Origin of the sequence: Bradyrhizobium sp. LA2.1, assembly GCF_040547725.1 — a bacterium.
GTDB classification, from domain to species: domain Bacteria; phylum Pseudomonadota; class Alphaproteobacteria; order Rhizobiales; family Xanthobacteraceae; genus Bradyrhizobium; species Bradyrhizobium barranii.
This window is the reverse complement of the sequence record NZ_JBEPQI010000041.1, coordinates 11,635-28,806: the sequence shown is the minus strand read 5'-3', so window position 1 is coordinate 28,806 and position 17,172 is coordinate 11,635. Positions and strand designations below refer to the sequence as shown.

Sequence of the window (17,172 nt, the reverse complement as noted above, 5' to 3'; positions counted from 1 at the left end):
GTGGCGGCGGAGTTCCGCTTACGCCGTATTCCCGGCATCGATCGTGAATACGGTGCCGGTGACGTTGCGGCCGCCCTCACCGAGCAGATATTCCACCATGCGCGCGACATCGTCGGTCTCCGGCAGGCGACGCAGCGCGCTGCGGCCGGCGATGCGCTTGCGTCCTTCGTCGGAGAGATTGTGGGTCAGCTCGGTGTCGATGAAACCAGGCGCGATCGCGTTCACGGTGATGCCGAGCTTGCCGACCTCGCGTGCGAGCGAGCGGGTGAAGCCGGTGGCGGCGGCCTTGGTCGCGCCGTAGACGGACAGGCCGTTGTAGCCCGTGGTCGCGATGATCGAGGACATATTGATGATGCGGCCGGCGCCGTCGGCCATCATCTGGCGCGCGACATATTTGGAGAGGATGATCGGCGACAGCACGTTGAGCTGCACCAGCGCCTCGATCTCGGAATTGTGCATGGTGGCGAGCAGGCCCTCGGTGCCGAGGCCGGCATTGTTGACGAGGCCGTAGATCGGGCCGAACTCGTCCCGGATAAGCTTCGCGAAGGCCGGGATCGCGTCGATCACGGCGAGGTCGCAGGCGCGGAAATGCAGGCGCCCTTCGGAGAGGTCGATCGCCGCCCTGAGCTCTTCGCTCTCGCGCCGTGCCGCTGCAATCACATTAAAACCGGCATCAGCCAGCCGCTTGCCGATCGCAAGGCCGATGCCGCGGCTGCCGCCGGTGACGAGGACATTATGCATCGGTGCGCGCCAGTTTTCCGGCCGGGGTGACGTCGAGCGCATCGACGAAGCGGATCACCGCCGGCACCTTGTGGGACGCGAGCTGCGCGCGGCATTGATCCAGGATCTGGTCCCGGATCTCCTTCACCCGCGCCTGATCGGTGCCGTCGGCAAGGATCACGTCCGCGACGACGATGCCGCCGGTGATCGGGCTGCGGCGCGATTTCGCCCGCGACATCCGCACGTCGGCATGGCGGTTGATGACCGCCTCGATCTCCTCGGGATGAACCTTCAGCCCGCCGATATTGATGATGCCGCCGCGGCGGCCGACGAAATAATAGCGGTCGCCGCGCAACTCGACGATGTCGCCGCTGTCGACGAACCCGTCGTCATCGGTGAGCGCGGCCGCATTGCGGCCGATGTAAGCATGCGCCGTGCGCGTCGAGCGGATGCGCAGCGAGCCGTCGACGACCTTCATCTCGACGCCGTTGCGGTTGCCGAGATAATCGGCCGGAAAGCCCTCCAGCCCGTCATTGACGGCGAAGCCGACGCCCGCCTCGGTCGAGGCATAGGCGTGACCAACGGAGGAGTTCGGGAACGCGGCCTTCAGGCCGTCGAGCACCGCCTGGTCGGCGATCTCGCCGGACAGACGGACGTATCCCGGCGCGAACTGCGCGGCCGAGCCGCTCATCAAGAGCTTGCGCCAGTGCGATGGCGTGCCGGAGATATGCGAGACGCCGCGCGTGTTCAGGCGCGCGACGTGATCGCCGAGCGCTTCATGCGGATCGGACAGCACCATCGAGCCGCCGGAGAGAACCGCGCGCAGGAAGATCTGCAGGCCACCATAACGGCGAATGTCGTAGAATGTCGCCCAGACCGGCGCGGGTCCGCGCGCAGGGCCTTCGGCGACGATGGCGCCCGTCAATGCTTCCAGCGTATGGCCGGCGATTTTTGGTACGCCCGACGTGCCGGACGTCAGCATCAGCCATTCCGTGGCGCGTTCGGTCTTGGCCGGCGTGGCGGCCTGAAGCGGCAGTTGCGCGGTGACGACGAGCGCGATTGTCTTTGTGGCCCATTGCGCGGGCTCGTCGGTGACAACAGCATCGATCTCGGCGTCCGCGATCAGCGCGTCGAGATGCGCCGGATTGAGATCGGGCGGGCACAGCAGCATGCGCCGCGCGACACCGTCGAGCTCGATCATGGCGAGGCCCGATTTGAGCTGGTCCGACAGCTTCAGCAGGACAGAGCGGCCCGCCAGCTCACGCAGGCGGCCGCCCAGAACCGTGTGCCCGAGGACGTCCGTCAGCGACACCGCATGATGGGCGTCGGAGATCGTGCGGCTCTTGAGCTCCGGGCTTAGATAGTCGCGAAGCGCGAAAATCTCACGCGGGGACATTTTCGTAGGCCCGCACGAAATCGCCCACGGTGGCGGGGAACGCTACGTCCTCGGAAATGGTGAAGGGATCGACGCCGGTCTCGTCCTCGAGGCGCGCCACCAGAATTGCGAAGGCGAGGGAATCGAAACCCGTCTCGTGCAGGGACAGATCGTCCGAGAGCGCAGGAAGCGTGACGTGCTGCTCCTTGGCGATCTGCTGGATCGCTTCGATGACCTTAGACCTTACCGACATGGCTGGCTCACTCTTGTTATTGATGGTTCGTGTTGCAGCGGCTCTTGATGACCGCCTCCCCAAGGCCCGTGTTGTTTACCCGACAGAAGTAAATGGCTTCTTGGACAATTCAGATAAAATTGGACCTATCTGGCGGATTTTCGTGCGGCTAGAGCCTGATCGCGCCATCGATGATCCCTGCGTGCACGTCCGCGTCCAAGGCAACATAGGCGCCGGATTTCGGGTCGAGCATGAACAGCGGCTCGCCTATCAGCCCCGGATCAAAGCCCTCCCGGGCCAACTCGCCCTTCTTCTGCTTGAACGTCTCGGTCGCATCGAGCTCGCGGGAGATACGGATGAAGACGGGGCGGGCATAAGCCGGCAAGCGCTGCGCGAGATGGGCGGGCAGCCCCTCGATGTCAAACCCCTCGTTTACGACGATGGCGCTCATGCCGGCGCGGCCATCGGTGCCGGGGATGCTGACGCCATAGGTGGTGGCATCGATCACGCCGGTGAAATCGCGCACGGCGTCGTTGACTTCCGATGTCGCGACGTTCTCACCCTTCCAACGAAAGGTGTCGCCGATGCGGTCGACGAAATGGAAGAAGCCCTTGTCATCGAGCCGCATCAGATCGCCGGTGCGGAACCAGGCATCGCCCTTGGCGAAGACGTCGCGCAAAATCTTCTTCTCGGTTTCGCCGGCGTCGGTATAGCCCTCGAAGCGGCCACCGCCTTCATCGGCGGCGCCGATGCGGCCGATGGCTTCGCCGGCCTCGCCCCGGGCGCAGGCAACGCAAAAGCCCTCTTCGTTGCGCAAGGGTGCACCGCTATCAGGATCGAGCTTGACGAGCCCCGCCGGAAAGCGATGCGCGAGCAATGGCGGAACGCGGCCGATCGCACCCGGCTGGCCCTCGACGTTGAACAGCGAGAAATTGCCTTCCGTCGCCGCATAGAATTCGAGGATGCGCGGAATGGCGAAGCGGTTCTGGAAATCCTCCCAGATGTCGCCGCGCAGGCCGTTGCCGCAGACGAGCCGCAGGCGGTGACGGTTCTCGTATTCGGACGGCGCCGCCTTCAGAAGGTAGCGGCAGAGCTCGCCGATGTACTGGAACAGCGTGCAGTCGTGCCGCACGATGTCGGGCCAGAAGTTCGAGGCCGAGAATTTTTCCGCGATCACCACGGAGCCGCCGGCGGCGAGCATGCTGCACGGCGCGACAATGCCGCCGACCGAGTGGAACAGCGGCAGGCAATCATAGAGCCGGTCCTGCGGGGTGGCGCCGGTAAGGCCGGCGAACCAGAAGCCCCAGTTGAGGATGCGTCGGTGGCTGATGCTCGCCGCCTTCGGCAGGCCGGTGGTCCCGGAGGTGTAGATCAGCAGGGCACGGTCGTTGATCGTCACGTCGCCATGCTCGTCCGGCGAGAGCGGCCCGTCCTCGAGCGCGGCAAGTGCGACGTCGATCGCGCGCTCGCCGCGGGCATCGCCATGGGTCCAGACTTTTGCTGCTGTCTTCAGGTGCGGCGACGCGCCGTCCAACGCTTCCATGAGCTCGTGCGCGACGATGATGTGCGACGGCCTGGCTACATCGACGCAATGCGCGAGCGACTGGCCGACCAGCCTGGTGTTGATCAGCGCGACCACGCCGCCAACCCGGCTGATGCCGAGCCACGCGGCAACATAGTCGATGCCGTTCGGCATGATCAGCGCAACAGTATCCCCCTTGGCCACGCCGACCGAGCGCGCCCAGCGCGCATAGCGGTTGATGCGCTTCGAGAGGCCTGCGTAGTCGATCGTTGTCTCATCTGCGACCAGCGCGGTGCGATCGGGCTGACGCTGCGCCCAATCGTCGACGACGTCGGCGAACAGCCGGCCCGGCAGCGTCTCGATGCGCGCGGTGAGCTCGATCGCCTTCAGCCAGATCTTTGAAGCCGACGGTGCGCGCGCGACTTTCGGTTGCTCGATGACGCCGGTGGTCATGCCGTCCATTCTTTCGGAACGTATCTGCTGTTTCCCCAAGCTTAGCTCGCACGCCCTGCCCAGGTGTTAAGAGACAAGGTAAAGCCAGGTTAGTACGTGATTAACTCTGGCCATCCGACGCGGGCGAGTTCGGCGGCATGCAGACGGCGGCGACCGACCGCCGGCGCAAGCTGGTCGAGTTGTCGGGGATCAGGAAGGAGCAGCGATCCGGCCTCGCCGACGCTAGGCGCCCCCTGGTAAACGGGCTATGCTTTTCTACCCTGCGTTGTCAGGGCTACGAAAGGGAGGCGTCCGTGGCTCTCGATCCGTCAGAGTTTCCGGTCCAGGCCGCGCCGTTCGAGCAGCGCCTGACGAATTTCGCCGACCGCGTGAAGGGTGGGCAGGCCAGGGTGGTTGCGATCGGCTCGTCGACCACGGCGGGCGAAGGAGGCATCGCGCCCTATCCGCAGCGGCTGCTGGCGGATCTTCGGATCAAATATCCAAATGTCGGAATCGAGGTGATCAACCGGGGCGTCGGCGGCGAAGACGCTCCTTTGGAGCTGAAGCGGTTCGAGCACGACGTCTTCGATCTCAATCCCGATCTCGTCATCTGGCAGGTCGGCACCAATTCGGTGTGGCAAGCCGACGGTCCCTCGTTTACGGACACCACGAAGGCCATCCGCGAAGGTGTCGACCAGCTGCTCGGCGCGAAGCGGATCGACGTGATCCTGATGGACCTTCAATATGTGCCTGCGGTGCTGACACCGGCCAAGTGCCAGAAAGCAGACGCCATGGTCGAGGCGATCAGCCAGATCGCGTACGACAAACAGGTCAACGTCTTCCGCCGCTTCGCGCTGATGAAGGCCTGGCACGAGGTCGCAAGGATCTCGTTCGACCGTCTGGTCGACCCGGGCGACGACACCAGGCTGCACGCCAGCGACTGGACCACGGACAAGATGACCTGGCAATTGACCGACGCGATCTTCGCGGCGACGCCTCACGACACCTAGTTCTGCATGCTCCGTTGGATCGGGCGCCGAACGAGCGATCGGCGCTAGCCGCCTCGCCTGTAGCGTGGGCGCGGCGGCGCAACGTTGACCGGATAATACGGATTGAGATCGCAGGTCGCGGCGCGGCCCGACGCCGTAGCGCGGCACTGCGGCAGCGAGATGAAGGAGCAATCGTACCACTCCCCGCCGCCGCCGTTCGCTCCGGAATAGACGTGCATGCAGACGGGATAGCTGGGATCAAAGGTCTGCGCATGCGACGGCGCAGCTGCGGTCAGCGCGCCGACGGTGATGATCAGGCCGGATGAGAAACGCATGAGGGATGTTGCTGCGTGCCGCATCGCGAACAACTACTGCACCTTCTTGTGACGCTTGCGCGGGGGCGGCGGCGGTTCGTTGTAGGCGTAATAGGGATTGACATCGCAGCTCGCCGCGCGGCCCGACGCCGTGGCCCGGCACTGCGGGATCGAGGTGAAGGAGCAGTCGTAATAGTCGCCGCCACCGCCCCGGCCGCCCGAAGTATAGACGTGCATGCACACCGGATAGCGCGGATCATAGGTCTGGGCGTCGGCATCTGCCGCCACGAACAGCGTGGCAATCGCGGTGAGGGTCAGGACAGGCAGGCGCATGGAGACATCCTCGAATCGATGGCGGCGTCGGATCTGATGCCGACGTCCTCCTATGGCATAACACCACGCCGGAGGCGACTGTTCCTCCGGCGGATGACGGCAAGGTGAGCAGGGTGCGCTGCGCGCCTACCCGCCCAGCCCCTGCAGGACCAGCCGGTTGAGCCTTGCCGCAAACGCGGCAGGATCTTCGGGCAATTCGCCGTCCAGGATCTGCGCCTGTTCGAGCAGGAGCAGGCTGAGATCGTCGACCGCCCTGGAGCCGGCCTGCGCCCTGGTGATCGCCGTTACCAGCGGATGGCGCAGATTGATCTCGAGGATCGGCTTGGTGCGCATGCCGCGGTTCTGCTGCGACAAGATGCGCTCGAGCTCGCGGCTTGGGCCCTGGCTGTCGGCGACGAGGCAGGAGGCAGAACTGGTGAGGCGCGTCGAGACCTTGACGTCGCTGACGCGCTCGCCGAGCGCGGCCTTGATCACCGCGATGGTGGCAGCCTCGTCTGCGGCCGGCTCGTCCTGCTTCGCCTCGTCGGCCTCGTCGGTGCGCGGGATCAGGTCGAGATTGAGATCGCCCTGGCTCAGCGATTTCAGCGGCTTGCCGTCGAACTCCGATGGCATCGAGGTCCAGAAGGCGTCGACCGGATCCGACAGCAGCAGCACCTCGATGCCACGCGCGGTCGCAGCTTCCAGCCGCGGATTGGACTTCAGCCGCTCGATGCTGTCGCCGACGAGATAATAGATCTCGGTCTGGTTCGGCTTGAAACCGGCGATGACGTCCTTCAGCGAACGCTTCTCGCCCGAGGTGGTGGTGAAGCGCGACAGGGACAGCAGCTTTTCGCGCCGCTCGAAATCCTCGTAGATGCCTTCTTTCAGCACCGCGCCGAAGGCGTCCCAGATCCTGGCAAAATTCTCCGGGTCCTTGTCGGCAAGGCTTTCGAGCTCGGACACGACCCGGGTCGCCACGGCTTTCCGGATCTGCGCGAGCTGCGGATTGTTCTGGAGCATCTCGCGCGAGATGTTGAGCGGGAGATCTTCGCTGTCGACCACGCCGCGGATGAAGCGGAGATAGCCGGGCAGCAGATCGGCATCGTCGGTGATGAAGACGCGGCGGACGTAAAGCTTCACCCGGCCCTTGCGGTTCGGCTCGAACAGGTCGAACGGCTTCGTCGACGGCGCGAACAGCAGCACGGCGTAGGAATAGCGGCCTTCGGCGCGGTAGTGCAGCGTCATCGCGGGATCGTCGAAGGCGGAGGCGATCTGCTGATAGGCCTTCTTGTAGTCCTCGGCCGTCAGCTCGGACTTGGAGCGCTGCCACAGCGCGCTCGCCGAGTTGATCTGGCGCGGCTCACCCTCTTCCGGCACCAGCTCGATGGGGAACAGGATGTTGTCGGAATAGGCACTGACGATGCGCTCGATCTCGTAGGTCTCGAGATACTTCTTGGCGTCGTCCTTCAGGTGCAGGACGATCTCGGTGCCGCGTGCCACGCGCGCCACTTCCTCATCGCTTGCGTGCGCGATCTCGAAGCCGGAGCCGCCGGAGGACGTCCAGCTCCACACGTCGCTCTCGCCGGCACGCCGGCTGACGACGACGATCTTCTCGGCGACCATGAAGGCGGAATAGAAGCCGACCCCGAACTGGCCGATCAGGCCGAGGCCGTCCTTGGCCTCCTTCAGCTTCGAGACGAACGCCTTGGTGCCGGAGCGGGCAATGGTGCCGAGATGGTCGATCAGCTCCTGGCGCTCCATGCCGATGCCGTTGTCGGCGATCGTGAGCGTTCCGGCCGTCTTGTTGGGGATGATCCGGATCTTGAGCGCGTCGCCCTCGCCCAGCAGCGCCGGGCTGGCGATGGCTTCATAGCGCAGTTTGTCGCAGGCGTCCGATGCGTTGGAGACGAGCTCGCGCAGGAAGATGTCGGTCTCGGAATAGACGGAGTGCACCATGAGGTGCAAAAGCTCGGAAACCTCGGCCTGGAAAGGCTGCGTATGCGCGGCCGTATCTGACGTCGTCATGCGTTTACCCGGTCAATCAAAGGGGAAAGAAACCCGGGATATAACGCGAGGGGATAGGGGATCAAGTGGACGTGAACTATCGCCCTCCCGGCGGGAAGGCGATTTGTCCGTGGCGGCCAAGGGCGGCGAAGAAGAATCAGGTCACACAGCGGCCGGGCTGGAGCAGCTTTGCGACCTCGGTCAGGGAGCTGACCATCGGCTCGCAGGCAATCGTCGGCCGCTTGGGACCCTGCTTCCGGTTCTGGAGCAGCACCGGCGGCTTGGCGTTGCCGGTCTCGATGACCGCGCGGACCCGCAGCAGCACCGACGTCTCGGCCAGATCGTTCAGCCGCATCGACACGGTGCGGGTGGGAACCGGGGCCTGCTTGACGTCGGCGAACCGGTCGGCCTTGCCGGAACGGTTGACGTTGTGACCCGCATCTTGCGTGGGCCTGTCGGCGACCGCCTGCCAGCGGTCGGCCAGATCATGGCCAGAGGCCAGCTGGACGGCACCGACCTGGACGGCACCAAGCGTCGCGGCAATCGCGACAACACCCAAAAATACCTTTTGCATCTGCAACATGGCTGTCGATCCCTCGCCCCATGGCGATCGCGGGAACAACGCGATGGGAGGACCGGCAGTTCTCAGCTGTTAAGATCACTTAACCGTGTGCGAAATTCACGGCAGGGCGCATAAAAAGGCCGCACAAAAAAATTTTCACCCGCCTGGAACGACTCTCAGGCCCGAGAGTCGTCTCAACAGCCGGCTATTCCCCCCTGCCCCATAAGCCGGCGACGTAGGGCGCGACTGTGGTGATGCCAGTCGCGCCTTACTTTTGTCTGAGCCTCACTTCGGCTTCCCTGCCAGCCAGTCCCGCCCCTCGCCATAGAGCTTCTCGACTTCAGTGCCGATCAGGCCCGGCATGTCGCGCTTGACCTTGTAGCCGATCAGCTCCTGCATATAGGCGAGGTGGCGGTAGCCTTCGGGCAGTGCGGCGAGCGCTTTTTGGTCGAGTTGAAGCGTTGCGGCGGGATCGACCGGGTCGATCCGGTCCTTCTCGTAGATCGGCTGGCGGCGGACGATGCCCCATTGGCCAATACCTGATTGGTCATGCCGCTTCTCCAGGAAATCGTAGAAGCGACCGGTGCAGACGACGTCGCAGAGCACGTCATGCACCAGAGCACGCTGCGAGATCGTCATCTTGGTTTGCGCGATGGCGCGCTCGCCTGCGAGATCGATGCTGGTGCCGCCGAGGAAATGCAGGATGCGCACGCCCTTGGCAAACCCCTCCTGGCTGACCCGCATGAAATCCCGCGCCGGTCCCTGAAACCAGGTGGCGGACATCCAGCCCTCGTCATGCCAGACCGTGGCGAAACGCTCCCAGTCGCCGGCGTCGCGCCACACCGCCCAGTTCTCGACGAGGTCGCGGATGGCGAGGCGGTCGAGGAGTTGCTGGTCCATGATGAAAAATCCCCTGGCGGCTCGAGGTTGCGACTGATGTCATCGACCCGACGTATGAACGAGGCAATTTGGCCGCCGTCAAGCGGGCTTCCTAGCCCTTCGAATTGCCCACAGCCGCGCGAGCGCGATACGGGTAACGAGCCTTGCAATCAACCTGACCGCGATTAGTATCCGCACCGATGCAGATGAAATTCCCCTTGTTGGCCGCGCTTCTCGGATTGTTGGCGGCGTTCCCCGCACACGCGCAGACTGAATCGCAGAGCGAGACCGTCAAAGCCTGGAAGGCGGGGCTGTCGGCACACATTGCAAGCAGCAGGTTCTTTCCAGTTGGAGCACGGGGGCAAGCCGGCAAGGCCAGAGTCACATTCGTCATCGACCGGTCGGGCAGTTTGATCTCGTGGGCGTTGGCTGAAAGCGCCGGCTCGCGGTCGCTCGACGATGCTGCGCTGGCGATCATCGCCCGCGCCGAACCGTTTCCGGCGCCACCTTCGGAGCTCAAGGAGGACTCGTTCCCTTTCACGGTGCAGATTGTCTTCAGCGGCCGTCAATTTCAGGTGCCGCCCTTAGGGGTCGTGCTGAGCAGGCCGGATCCCGCCTCCACGGATCCCGCCTCCACGGAGGCCGATCCCATGGCCGCCTGGCGCAAGACGGTCACCCAACACGTCTGGCGCCACAGGGCATTTCCTCCGGAGGCGATCGGTCAGAAGGGCGATACCGGCGTCACGTTCGTGGTCGATCGTTCAGGCAAATTGATCTCGAACGTGCTGGTAGAAAGCACAGGCTTCGCGCCGCTAGATGCCGCAACGCTCGCCATGGTCGAGCGATCCGTGCCATTCCCGAAACCGCCCGCTGAGGCGAAGGACGACCTGCAGAGAGTGACCGTCCTCATGAGCTTCGACGGGACGCGGCTAAACCCAGGGCCGTCGCCGGAACGAGAAAAATTGCTCAAATCCTGGATCGAGGACCAGGCCAGGCTGAATGCAAAATCCCCTGGGCCAGACGATACCAAGCTGAATTCCATGCTTCGCAGCATCTGCCGCGGCTGCTGAAGCAGAGCAGAACAACTCTCTGCCACATGCAAAAACGGCGCGCCTTGCGACGCGCCGTCTCCTTAGTCCGATAGAGGCTTGCTTACGCCGCCGGCGCCTTGGGCGCGCGGTTGCGCGAATTGCGCTGGAAGAACAGCGCCTGGCTCGCCACCGCCGACACCATCGCGGGCTGGAACGGTTTTGAGATCAGGAACGCCGGCTCGGGGCGCTCGCCGGTCAGGAAGCGCTCCGGATAGGCGGTGATGAACACCACCGGCACCTCGAAGGTGCGGAGCAGCTCGTTGACGGCGTCCAGGCCCGACGAGCCGTCGGCGAGCTGGATGTCGGCGAGGATCAGCCCCGGCCGCTTGTTCTTGGCCAGCGCCACCGCATCGGCATGGGTGCGCGCGACACCGACGACATTGTGACCGAGATTCTTCACCAGGCTCTCGAGGTCCATGGCGATGAAGGTCTCGTCCTCGATGATCAGCACGTCGGTCGCGATCTCGGCCGCCATCTCGCGTCCCGCGGCATCGGCAAGCCGCCGCGTCTCGGCGACATCGGTGCCGAGGATGTAGCCGACTTCCTCTTCCGAGAATCCCTCGAGCGAGAGCAGCAGGAACGCCTGCCGCGGCAGCGGCGTGATGTTCGACAGCCGCCGCTCCGGCGGCATCGGCAAGGTCGTCACCTCGGCATCGTCGTTGACGGAGACCGAATTCCATATCTGGGTGAACAGCCGGAACAGGCCGGCGCGCGGACCATGGCTCTCGTCGAGCACGGACGGATCTCCGAGCATCGCTTCCAACATGGCTGCGACATAGGCGTCACCGGAGGCCTGGCTGCCCGTCAGGGCGCGCGCGTACCGGCGCAACAACGGCAAGTGTTCAGCAACAAGCTGCGAACGGGACATCCCCACTCCATTCATCTTCGGGCCAACCTTGACGAACCAGGCAACAAGAGGGGAGGCCCGGGTTCCCCTGCTGGGCTGTCTACGCCTCACGCCAAGAAAAGTTCCGCTTATCTGGGAACTTTTTGTCGAACCTGGAATTGTGCCTATTCAGGGAACGGCTCCCGGTTGAGAGAACTTCTCGATTTTACAGTTACTTAACTCGGGGAAACGTGGAACAGGTCATGAAAGATCTCAAGTCTCAAGCCAGCAAAAGCACGACCCCCGGCAAGGGAGGCCTCACTCCGGAGATTCAGTCCCGGATCGGCCACCAGCTGCGCGCCATGTACGACGACGTGGTGCGGCAGGGGGTTCCGGACCGGTTCGCGGAACTGATCAAGAAGCTTGATGCGCCCGGAGGCGCACCCCAGGTGGAACCTGACAGGGGCTCCAACGACAACAATGGGAGGGATTAATGCCTCTCACGGACTCCCTTCGTGACGACATCCTCGCGGCCGTGCCCAGTCTGCGCGCGTTCGCGATCTCGTTGAGCGGCAATGCGGATCGCGCCGACGATCTGGTGCAGGAAACGCTTCTGCGTGCGCTCGCCAACATCGACTCGTTCCAGCCCGGCTCAAACCTGCCGGCGTGGCTGTTCACGATCCTTCGCAATCTGTTCCGCTCCGACTATCGCAAGCGGCGGCGGGAGGTGGAGGATGCCGAGGGCAACTATGCCAAGACGCTGAAGACGCAGCCGTCGCAGAACGCGCATCTCGAGTTCGAGGAGTTCCGCGGCGCGCTCGAAAAGCTTCCGCAGGACCAGCGCGAGGCCTTGATCCTCGTCGGCGCCTCCGGCTTCTCCTATGAGGACGCAGCTTCGATCTGCGGCTGTGCCGTCGGCACGATCAAGAGCCGCGTCAATCGCGCGCGCTCGAAGCTCGCTGCGCTGCTTTATGTCGATGGTGCCGAGGACTTCGGGCCCGACGAGACCGTGCGCGCCGTGATCGGCGGCAGCGGCGGATAACGGCCGCGTCAACCGGACCGCGACGAATGTGAAGGCGGCCGTTTCTGCGGCCGCCTTTGCGCATGCGTGAAAACCGGATCGCGCGCGTGAGACGGGATCATTCGTCCGCGAACGTGGCGGTGTCGGCGACGCTCGCGCGCGAGGTGCGGTAGCTGTTGACCTTGTGGGCGTCGTCGGCATAGCCGAACGAGATACCGCAGACCACGCGGCGATCGTCGGGCAGATTAAAGTGGCGGCGGATCAGGCCGGAGTGGCGCGCCAGTGCCGCCTGCGGAATGGTGCCGAGCCCGAGCGCCTGCGCGGCCAGCATGAAATTCGAGACATAGGCGCCGCAATCGATCGCACCGTAGATGCCGAGCGGCTCGTTGGTGTGGATGATCGCGACATGGGGCGCGCCGAAGAAATTGTAATTCTCCAGCGCCTGTTTTGCATAAGCCATCTTGTCGCCGCGGGCGATGCCGAGCGTGTTGTAGAGCTGAAAGCCGCTCTCGCGGCGGCGTTCGAGATAGACGCCGGCATATTCGCGAGGCGGTGTGAAGTCGTAATCGTCACCCAATCCACCTGACGCTTCCTTGTAGATCAGCTGGCGAAAACGCTCCTTGGCCGCGCCACTGGCGATGATGACCTGCCAGGGCTGGCTGTTGCACCAGGACGCAGTGCGCTGCGCGGTGGCGAGCACATGCTCGATGGTCGCGCGGTCGACCTCCTTGGCCAAGAAGGCGCGGACGGAGTAGCGCTCGTTGAGGAGCTCTTCGAGCACGCCGATGCGGTCTTGGGTCTGGCTCACTTTTGCATCCATGAATTAGCTCGCGCTCCTCGTAGGGTGGGCAAAGGCGCGATAGCGCCGTGCCCACCGACAGACTTACCCCGGCGCATCTGCATATGGTGGGCACGCTTCGCTTTGCCCACCCTACGCGATACAGCGAGAGACTGGATCACCGCCCCTTGGTCGGGATCTTGTTATACGGCACGTCCTTGTCGACGCGAATGTCGCCCGGCAATCCCAGCACGCGCTCGGCGATGATGTTGCGCAGGATCTCGTCGGTGCCGCCGGCGATGCGCATCGAGGGCGAGGACAGCAGCATCTGCTGGAACTGGCCCTGCACCGTCTCCTCGTCCGTTCCGGTAAGAGCACCGGCCGCGCCCTGGAGGTCCATCGCGTAGGTCGCGATGTCCTGGAGCATCATGCCCGAGACGAGCTTGCCGATCGAATTCTCCGGCCCCGGCCGATCACCCTTCGAGAGCGCCGAGATCGCGCGGTAGCTGGTGTATTTCAGCCCGCTCGACTTCACCGCCCAGCTCGCAAGTTTCGAGCGCACGGCGGGATCGTCGATGGCGAGCCCGTCCTCGAGCATCAGATTGGAGCAGAACTCGAACATTTCGGGGACGCCGGTCGCAAGCCGCGAGCCTATCGACATCCGCTCGTTCATCAGCGTCGTCAGCGACACGCTCCAGCCCTCGCCGACGGCGCCGAGGCGCTGGCTGTCTGATATCACCACATCGGTGAAATAGACCTCGTTGAACTCCTGCATGCCGTTGGCCTGCTTGATCGGCCGCACTTCGACGCCCGGGCTCTTCATGTCCAGGAAGAACATGGTGAGACCCTTGTGCTTGGGCACATTCGGATCGGTCCGCGCAATCAACAGACCGAAGTCGGAATAATGCGCGCCCGAGGTCCAGATCTTCTGGCCGTTGACGACCCAATTGTCGCCCTTCTTCTCCGCGCGTCCGCAGGCCCGCGACGTCGGAGCCGGCGGACGGTTCGGAGAACAGCTGGCACCAGATCTCCTCGCCGGAGGCGAGCTTCGGCAGATGGCGGCGCTTGGCGTCCTCGCTGCCAAAAGCCATCACGGTTGGGCCGCACATGCCTTCGCCGATCTGGAACGGCTGCGTCAGCTTGCCGTAGACGCCCTCCTCCTGCTGCCAGATCACCTTCTCGATCGGCGTGGCGTCGCGGCCGCCATATTCCTTCGGCCAGTGCAGGCAGGCCCAATTGCCCTCGAACTTCTTCTTCTGCCAGGCCTTGCCGACATCGACGATGTCATGATTGGCCAGCCGGATGCGGCCGAGCGAGGATTTTGACAGCTCGGCATGCAACTCCCTAGGTGCATTGGCCTCGACCCATTTGCGCGCGGTCTCGCGGAAAGCGGCTTCCTGCGGGGTGTCGTCGAAATTCATGGCGAACCTCTCAATTCTTGCTCGGTGCGTAGGGTGGGCAAAGCGAAGCGTGCCCACCACCTTCCCTCGTTCTCGACAGAATTGGTGGGCACGGCGCTACGCGCCTTTGCCCACCCTACGATTCTAACCTCTTCCCTTCGTCGGGATCTTGTTGAACGGCACGTCCTTGTCGACCCGGATATCGCCGGGCAGGCCCAGCACCCGCTCGGCGATGATGTTGCGCATGATCTCGTCGGTGCCGCCTTCGACACGGGTGCCAGGCGCGCGCAAGAGCATCGCCTGGAAACGGCCGGCGAGTTCGGCATTCTCGCCGCTGATCACGCCGCTCGCGCCCTGCAGATCGAGTGCGTAGGTCGCGACGTCCTGGATCATCGAGCCCGCCACCAGCTTGCCGATGGAATTCTCCGGACCCGGGCGCTCGCCCTTCGACAGCGCCGAGATCGCGCGCATGCTGGTGTATTTCAGGCCGCTCGCCTTCGCCGCCCAGTTCGCAAGCCTCGAGCGCACCGCGCGATCCTCGATCGCCGGGCCGTCATCGAGCATCAGGCTGGAGCAATACTCGAACAGCTCCGGGAAACCGGTCGAGACGGCCGCGCCGATCGCGCTGCGCTCGTTCATCAGCGTGGTCAGCGAAACGTTCCAGCCGTCACCGACCTCGCCGAGGCGCTGGTGATCGGGAATGCGGACATTGGTGAAATAGACCTCGTTGAAGTCGGAGGCGCCGCTCGCCTGCTTGATCGGCCTGACCTCAACGCCCGGGCTCTTCATGTCCAGGAAGAACATGGTGAGGCCCTTGTGCTTGGGCACGGTCGGATCGGTGCGGGTGAGCAGGATGCCGTAGTCGGAATAATGCGCGCCCGAGGTCCAGATCTTCTGGCCGTTGATGACCCAATCGTCGCCGTCCTTTTCCGCGCGCGTGCGCAGGCCCGCGACGTCGGAGCCGCCGGCCGGTTCGGAGAACAGCTGGCACCAGACCTTTTCGCCGGAAGCGAGCGGCGGGAGGTAGGTGCGCTTATGCTCCTCGCGGGCGAACGCCATCATGGTCGGCCCGCACATGCCGTGGCCGATGATGAACATGCGGGAGAGCTGGCCGAACGGCCCCTCTTCCTGCTGCCAGATCACGCGCTCGATCGGCGACGAGCCGCGGCCGCCATATTCCTTCGGCCAGTGCAGGCAGGCCCAGCCGGCATCGGCCTTCTTCTTCTGCCAGGCCTTGGCGACCTCGAGAATATTGGCGTTCTTGAGCTGGGTGCGGCCGAGCGAGGATTTGCGCAGCTCTTCCTCGTACTGCCTGGGCGCGTTCGCGCCGATCCAGGCGCGGGCGGTGGCGCGGAATTCGGCTTCCTGCGGGGTGTCGTCGAAATTCATGGTCTGTCATCCTTCGCCGGCGTCGTAGGATGGGTAGAGCGAAGCGAAACCCATCTGTCAGACCACCCGCGTCATGATGGGTTTCGCTACGCTCTACCCATCCTACAAATCACCTGTCGTTACGCCGCGTTCTTCTTCCGCATGCGGTCGATCAACTGGTCTTCCCAATAGGACAGGCTGCCGAGCCCGAGCGCCATCGCGTTGGCGCGGCGGTAGTACATGTGACAGTCGAACTCCCAGGTGAATCCCATACCGCCGTGAACCTGGATGTTGTTCTTGGCGCAATGCTGGAACGCCTGCGTCGCGCTGATGCGCGCGGCGGCTGCGGCCTCCGGCAGCTCGGCCGCGTTGGTCGAGAGCGCCCAGGCGCCGTAATAGCTGTTGGAGCGCGCCAGCGTCGCCGACACATACATGTCCGCGAGCATATGCTTGACCGCCTGGAACGAGCCGATCTGGCGGCCGAAGGCGATGCGGTCGAGCGCGTAGTCGCGGCCCATCTCCAGCGCGCGGTCGGAGCCACCGACCTGCTCGAAGGCGCACAGCACCGCGGCGCGGTCGAGCACTTGGGTCAAAATGCTCCAGCCTTCACCCGCAGCTCCCAGCGGCTCGGCCTTGCAATCCTTAAACGTGATCTCGGCCTGTCCGCGGGTCGGATCGAGATTGGTGAGGCTCTTCACCTCGACGCCACCGGCCTTGAGGTCGACGAGGAACAGCGAGATGTCGCCGTCGCGACCGCTCGATCCCGCGCGCGCGGCAACCACGGCGAAATCGGCGATCGCACCGTCAGCGACCGGCTTCTTGACGCCGTTGAGCACGCCGTTCGCAGCCGTGAGCTTGACGTTCTTCGGCGACGGATTGCCCTTGCCCTCGAACAGCGCCAGCGTGCCGATCGCCTCGCCCGAGGCAATCGCCGGCAGCCATTTCTTCTTCTGGGCATCACTGCCCGCGATCAGCAGCGCTTCGGCGGCAAGATACACGGTCGAGGAAAACGGCACCGGTGCATTCGCCCGGCCCATCTCCTCCGCGATCACGCAAAGCTCGAGATGGCCAGCACCCGCGCCGCCAAACTCCTCGGGGATCGCGACACCGAGAAAGCCCATCTCGGCGAGGCCTTTCCAGAGGTCCTTGTCGTAGGGCGCCTTGCCGTCGAGCACGACACGCACCGCCTTCGGCGAGCATTTTTCGGTGAGGAATTTGCGCGCCTGGTCGCGGAGCTGTTTCTGGTCGTCGGAGAAATCGAAGTTCATGGCGGGCTACCTCTGCTTATTCGTTGTCATTTATCTGCGCCGTCATTCCGGGGCGCGCGGCGCGCGAGCCCGGAATCCA

General features: G+C 64.3%; 17 protein-coding genes and 1 pseudogene. 4 read left to right on the top strand and 14 right to left on the bottom strand.

Translation table 11 applies throughout. The annotated features are described in order from the left end of the window. Positions 1-18 precede the first annotated feature (18 nt). From ABIB95_RS43970 to ABIB95_RS43955, 4 genes are all read right to left on the bottom strand, one after another. Entirely contained in the window at positions 19-741 is a 723-nt protein-coding gene (locus tag ABIB95_RS43970) for an SDR family NAD(P)-dependent oxidoreductase (RefSeq protein ID WP_354248807.1), read from the bottom strand. Continuing rightward, positions 734-2,116 carry a class I adenylate-forming enzyme family protein gene (locus tag ABIB95_RS43965; RefSeq protein ID WP_354248806.1) on the bottom strand — a complete coding sequence of 461 codons (1,383 nt, stop codon included), beginning with the start codon at positions 2,114-2,116 and terminating at the stop codon, positions 734-736. Before ABIB95_RS43965 ends, ABIB95_RS43970 begins: the two co-directional genes overlap by 8 nt. Beyond that, entirely contained in the window at positions 2,103-2,348 is a 246-nt protein-coding gene (locus ABIB95_RS43960) for an acyl carrier protein (protein ID WP_014491754.1), read from the bottom strand. Before ABIB95_RS43960 ends, ABIB95_RS43965 begins: the two co-directional genes overlap by 14 nt. Before the next feature lie 148 nt (positions 2,349-2,496). After that, complete coding sequence (locus ABIB95_RS43955) at positions 2,497-4,311, bottom strand: long-chain-acyl-CoA synthetase (RefSeq protein ID WP_354120740.1); 1,815 nt, start codon at positions 4,309-4,311, stop codon at positions 2,497-2,499. A 284-nt stretch (positions 4,312-4,595) separates the two neighbouring features. On the opposite strand from ABIB95_RS43955, the gene ABIB95_RS43950 reads away from it, so the two are divergent. After that, the gene (locus ABIB95_RS43950) at positions 4,596-5,291 is read left to right on the top strand and encodes an SGNH/GDSL hydrolase family protein (protein WP_208084372.1); all 696 of its coding nucleotides are present in this window, start codon (positions 4,596-4,598) and stop codon (positions 5,289-5,291) included. 44 nt (positions 5,292-5,335) lie between these two features. On the opposite strand, the gene ABIB95_RS43945 is transcribed toward ABIB95_RS43950, so the two are convergent. From ABIB95_RS43945 to ABIB95_RS43925, 5 genes are all read right to left on the bottom strand, one after another. Beyond that, on the bottom strand, positions 5,336-5,605 hold the full coding sequence (locus ABIB95_RS43945) for a DUF3551 domain-containing protein (RefSeq protein WP_208084371.1): 270 nt from the start codon (positions 5,603-5,605) through the stop codon (positions 5,336-5,338). Between the two features lie 33 nt (positions 5,606-5,638). After that, positions 5,639-5,917 (bottom strand): DUF3551 domain-containing protein, encoded by a 279-nt coding sequence (locus ABIB95_RS43940; RefSeq protein ID WP_063985742.1) that lies wholly within the window; start codon positions 5,915-5,917, stop codon positions 5,639-5,641. Between the two features lie 126 nt (positions 5,918-6,043). After that, a complete protein-coding gene (gene htpG, locus ABIB95_RS43935) occupies positions 6,044-7,921 on the bottom strand; it encodes a molecular chaperone HtpG (protein ID WP_354248805.1) in 1,878 nt (625 codons plus the stop codon). 136 nt (positions 7,922-8,057) lie between these two features. Beyond that, positions 8,058-8,483, bottom strand: coding sequence for a hypothetical protein (locus ABIB95_RS43930; RefSeq protein ID WP_071909388.1), 426 nt, complete (start codon positions 8,481-8,483; stop codon positions 8,058-8,060). A 264-nt stretch (positions 8,484-8,747) separates the two neighbouring features. Beyond that, the gene (locus ABIB95_RS43925; RefSeq protein ID WP_354248804.1) at positions 8,748-9,362 is read right to left on the bottom strand and encodes a nuclear transport factor 2 family protein; all 615 of its coding nucleotides are present in this window, start codon (positions 9,360-9,362) and stop codon (positions 8,748-8,750) included. 179 nt (positions 9,363-9,541) lie between these two features. Here ABIB95_RS43925 and ABIB95_RS43920 point away from each other — a divergent pair, with 179 nt between their 5' ends. After that, complete coding sequence (locus ABIB95_RS43920; protein WP_354248803.1) at positions 9,542-10,411, top strand: energy transducer TonB family protein; 870 nt, start codon at positions 9,542-9,544, stop codon at positions 10,409-10,411. A gap of 82 nt (positions 10,412-10,493) precedes the next feature. On the opposite strand, the gene ABIB95_RS43915 is transcribed toward ABIB95_RS43920, so the two are convergent. Then, the gene (locus ABIB95_RS43915) at positions 10,494-11,300 is read right to left on the bottom strand and encodes a response regulator (RefSeq protein ID WP_014491706.1); all 807 of its coding nucleotides are present in this window, start codon (positions 11,298-11,300) and stop codon (positions 10,494-10,496) included. 221 nt (positions 11,301-11,521) lie between these two features. On the opposite strand from ABIB95_RS43915, the gene ABIB95_RS43910 reads away from it, so the two are divergent. Further along, positions 11,522-11,752 (top strand): NepR family anti-sigma factor, encoded by a 231-nt coding sequence (locus ABIB95_RS43910; protein WP_063986724.1) that lies wholly within the window; start codon positions 11,522-11,524, stop codon positions 11,750-11,752. Next, positions 11,752-12,300 carry a sigma-70 family RNA polymerase sigma factor gene (locus tag ABIB95_RS43905; protein WP_014491704.1) on the top strand — a complete coding sequence of 183 codons (549 nt, stop codon included), beginning with the start codon at positions 11,752-11,754 and terminating at the stop codon, positions 12,298-12,300. Before ABIB95_RS43910 ends, ABIB95_RS43905 begins: the two co-directional genes overlap by 1 nt. A 97-nt stretch (positions 12,301-12,397) precedes the next feature. Here ABIB95_RS43905 and ABIB95_RS43900 read toward each other — a convergent pair whose 3' ends face one another. From ABIB95_RS43900 to ABIB95_RS43885, 4 genes and pseudogenes are all read right to left on the bottom strand, one after another. Further along, positions 12,398-13,099, bottom strand: coding sequence for a nitroreductase (locus ABIB95_RS43900; protein WP_354248802.1), 702 nt, complete (start codon positions 13,097-13,099; stop codon positions 12,398-12,400). 136 nt (positions 13,100-13,235) lie between these two features. Beyond that, positions 13,236-14,478 (bottom strand): annotated as a pseudogene (locus tag ABIB95_RS43895) (acyl-CoA dehydrogenase). 123 nt (positions 14,479-14,601) lie between these two features. Beyond that, entirely contained in the window at positions 14,602-15,846 is a 1,245-nt protein-coding gene (locus ABIB95_RS43890; RefSeq protein ID WP_354248801.1) for an acyl-CoA dehydrogenase, read from the bottom strand. A 119-nt stretch (positions 15,847-15,965) separates the two neighbouring features. Next, positions 15,966-17,093: an acyl-CoA dehydrogenase family protein gene (locus ABIB95_RS43885; protein ID WP_354248800.1), complete on the bottom strand. Its 1,128-nt coding sequence runs from the start codon at positions 17,091-17,093 to the stop codon at positions 15,966-15,968. Between the last annotated feature and the right edge of the window lie 79 nt (positions 17,094-17,172).

Bases quoted from the DNA above. Each gene is read 5' to 3' on its own strand.
- ABIB95_RS43955 (WP_354120740.1), bottom strand. From the start codon at position 4,311: ATGGACGGCATGACCACCGGCGTCATCGAGCAACCGAAAGTCGCGCGC.
- ABIB95_RS43910 (WP_063986724.1), top strand. From the start codon at position 11,522: ATGAAAGATCTCAAGTCTCAAGCCAGCAAAAGCACGACCCCCGGCAAG.
- ABIB95_RS43970 (WP_354248807.1), bottom strand. From the start codon at position 741: ATGCATAATGTCCTCGTCACCGGCGGCAGCCGCGGCATCGGCCTTGCG.
- ABIB95_RS43965 (WP_354248806.1), bottom strand. From the start codon at position 2,116: ATGTCCCCGCGTGAGATTTTCGCGCTTCGCGACTATCTAAGCCCGGAG.
- htpG (WP_354248805.1), bottom strand. From the start codon at position 7,921: ATGACGACGTCAGATACGGCCGCGCATACGCAGCCTTTCCAGGCCGAG.
- ABIB95_RS43900 (WP_354248802.1), bottom strand. From the start codon at position 13,099: ATGGATGCAAAAGTGAGCCAGACCCAAGACCGCATCGGCGTGCTCGAA.
- ABIB95_RS43885 (WP_354248800.1), bottom strand. From the start codon at position 17,093: ATGAACTTCGATTTCTCCGACGACCAGAAACAGCTCCGCGACCAGGCG.
- ABIB95_RS43890 (WP_354248801.1), bottom strand. From the start codon at position 15,846: ATGAATTTCGACGACACCCCGCAGGAAGCCGAATTCCGCGCCACCGCC.
- ABIB95_RS43940 (WP_063985742.1), bottom strand. From the start codon at position 5,917: ATGCGCCTGCCTGTCCTGACCCTCACCGCGATTGCCACGCTGTTCGTG.
- ABIB95_RS43905 (WP_014491704.1), top strand. From the start codon at position 11,752: ATGCCTCTCACGGACTCCCTTCGTGACGACATCCTCGCGGCCGTGCCC.
- ABIB95_RS43920 (WP_354248803.1), top strand. From the start codon at position 9,542: ATGCAGATGAAATTCCCCTTGTTGGCCGCGCTTCTCGGATTGTTGGCG.
- ABIB95_RS43960 (WP_014491754.1), bottom strand. From the start codon at position 2,348: ATGTCGGTAAGGTCTAAGGTCATCGAAGCGATCCAGCAGATCGCCAAG.
- ABIB95_RS43930 (WP_071909388.1), bottom strand. From the start codon at position 8,483: ATGTTGCAGATGCAAAAGGTATTTTTGGGTGTTGTCGCGATTGCCGCG.
- ABIB95_RS43915 (WP_014491706.1), bottom strand. From the start codon at position 11,300: ATGTCCCGTTCGCAGCTTGTTGCTGAACACTTGCCGTTGTTGCGCCGG.
- ABIB95_RS43925 (WP_354248804.1), bottom strand. From the start codon at position 9,362: ATGGACCAGCAACTCCTCGACCGCCTCGCCATCCGCGACCTCGTCGAG.
- ABIB95_RS43945 (WP_208084371.1), bottom strand. From the start codon at position 5,605: ATGCGTTTCTCATCCGGCCTGATCATCACCGTCGGCGCGCTGACCGCA.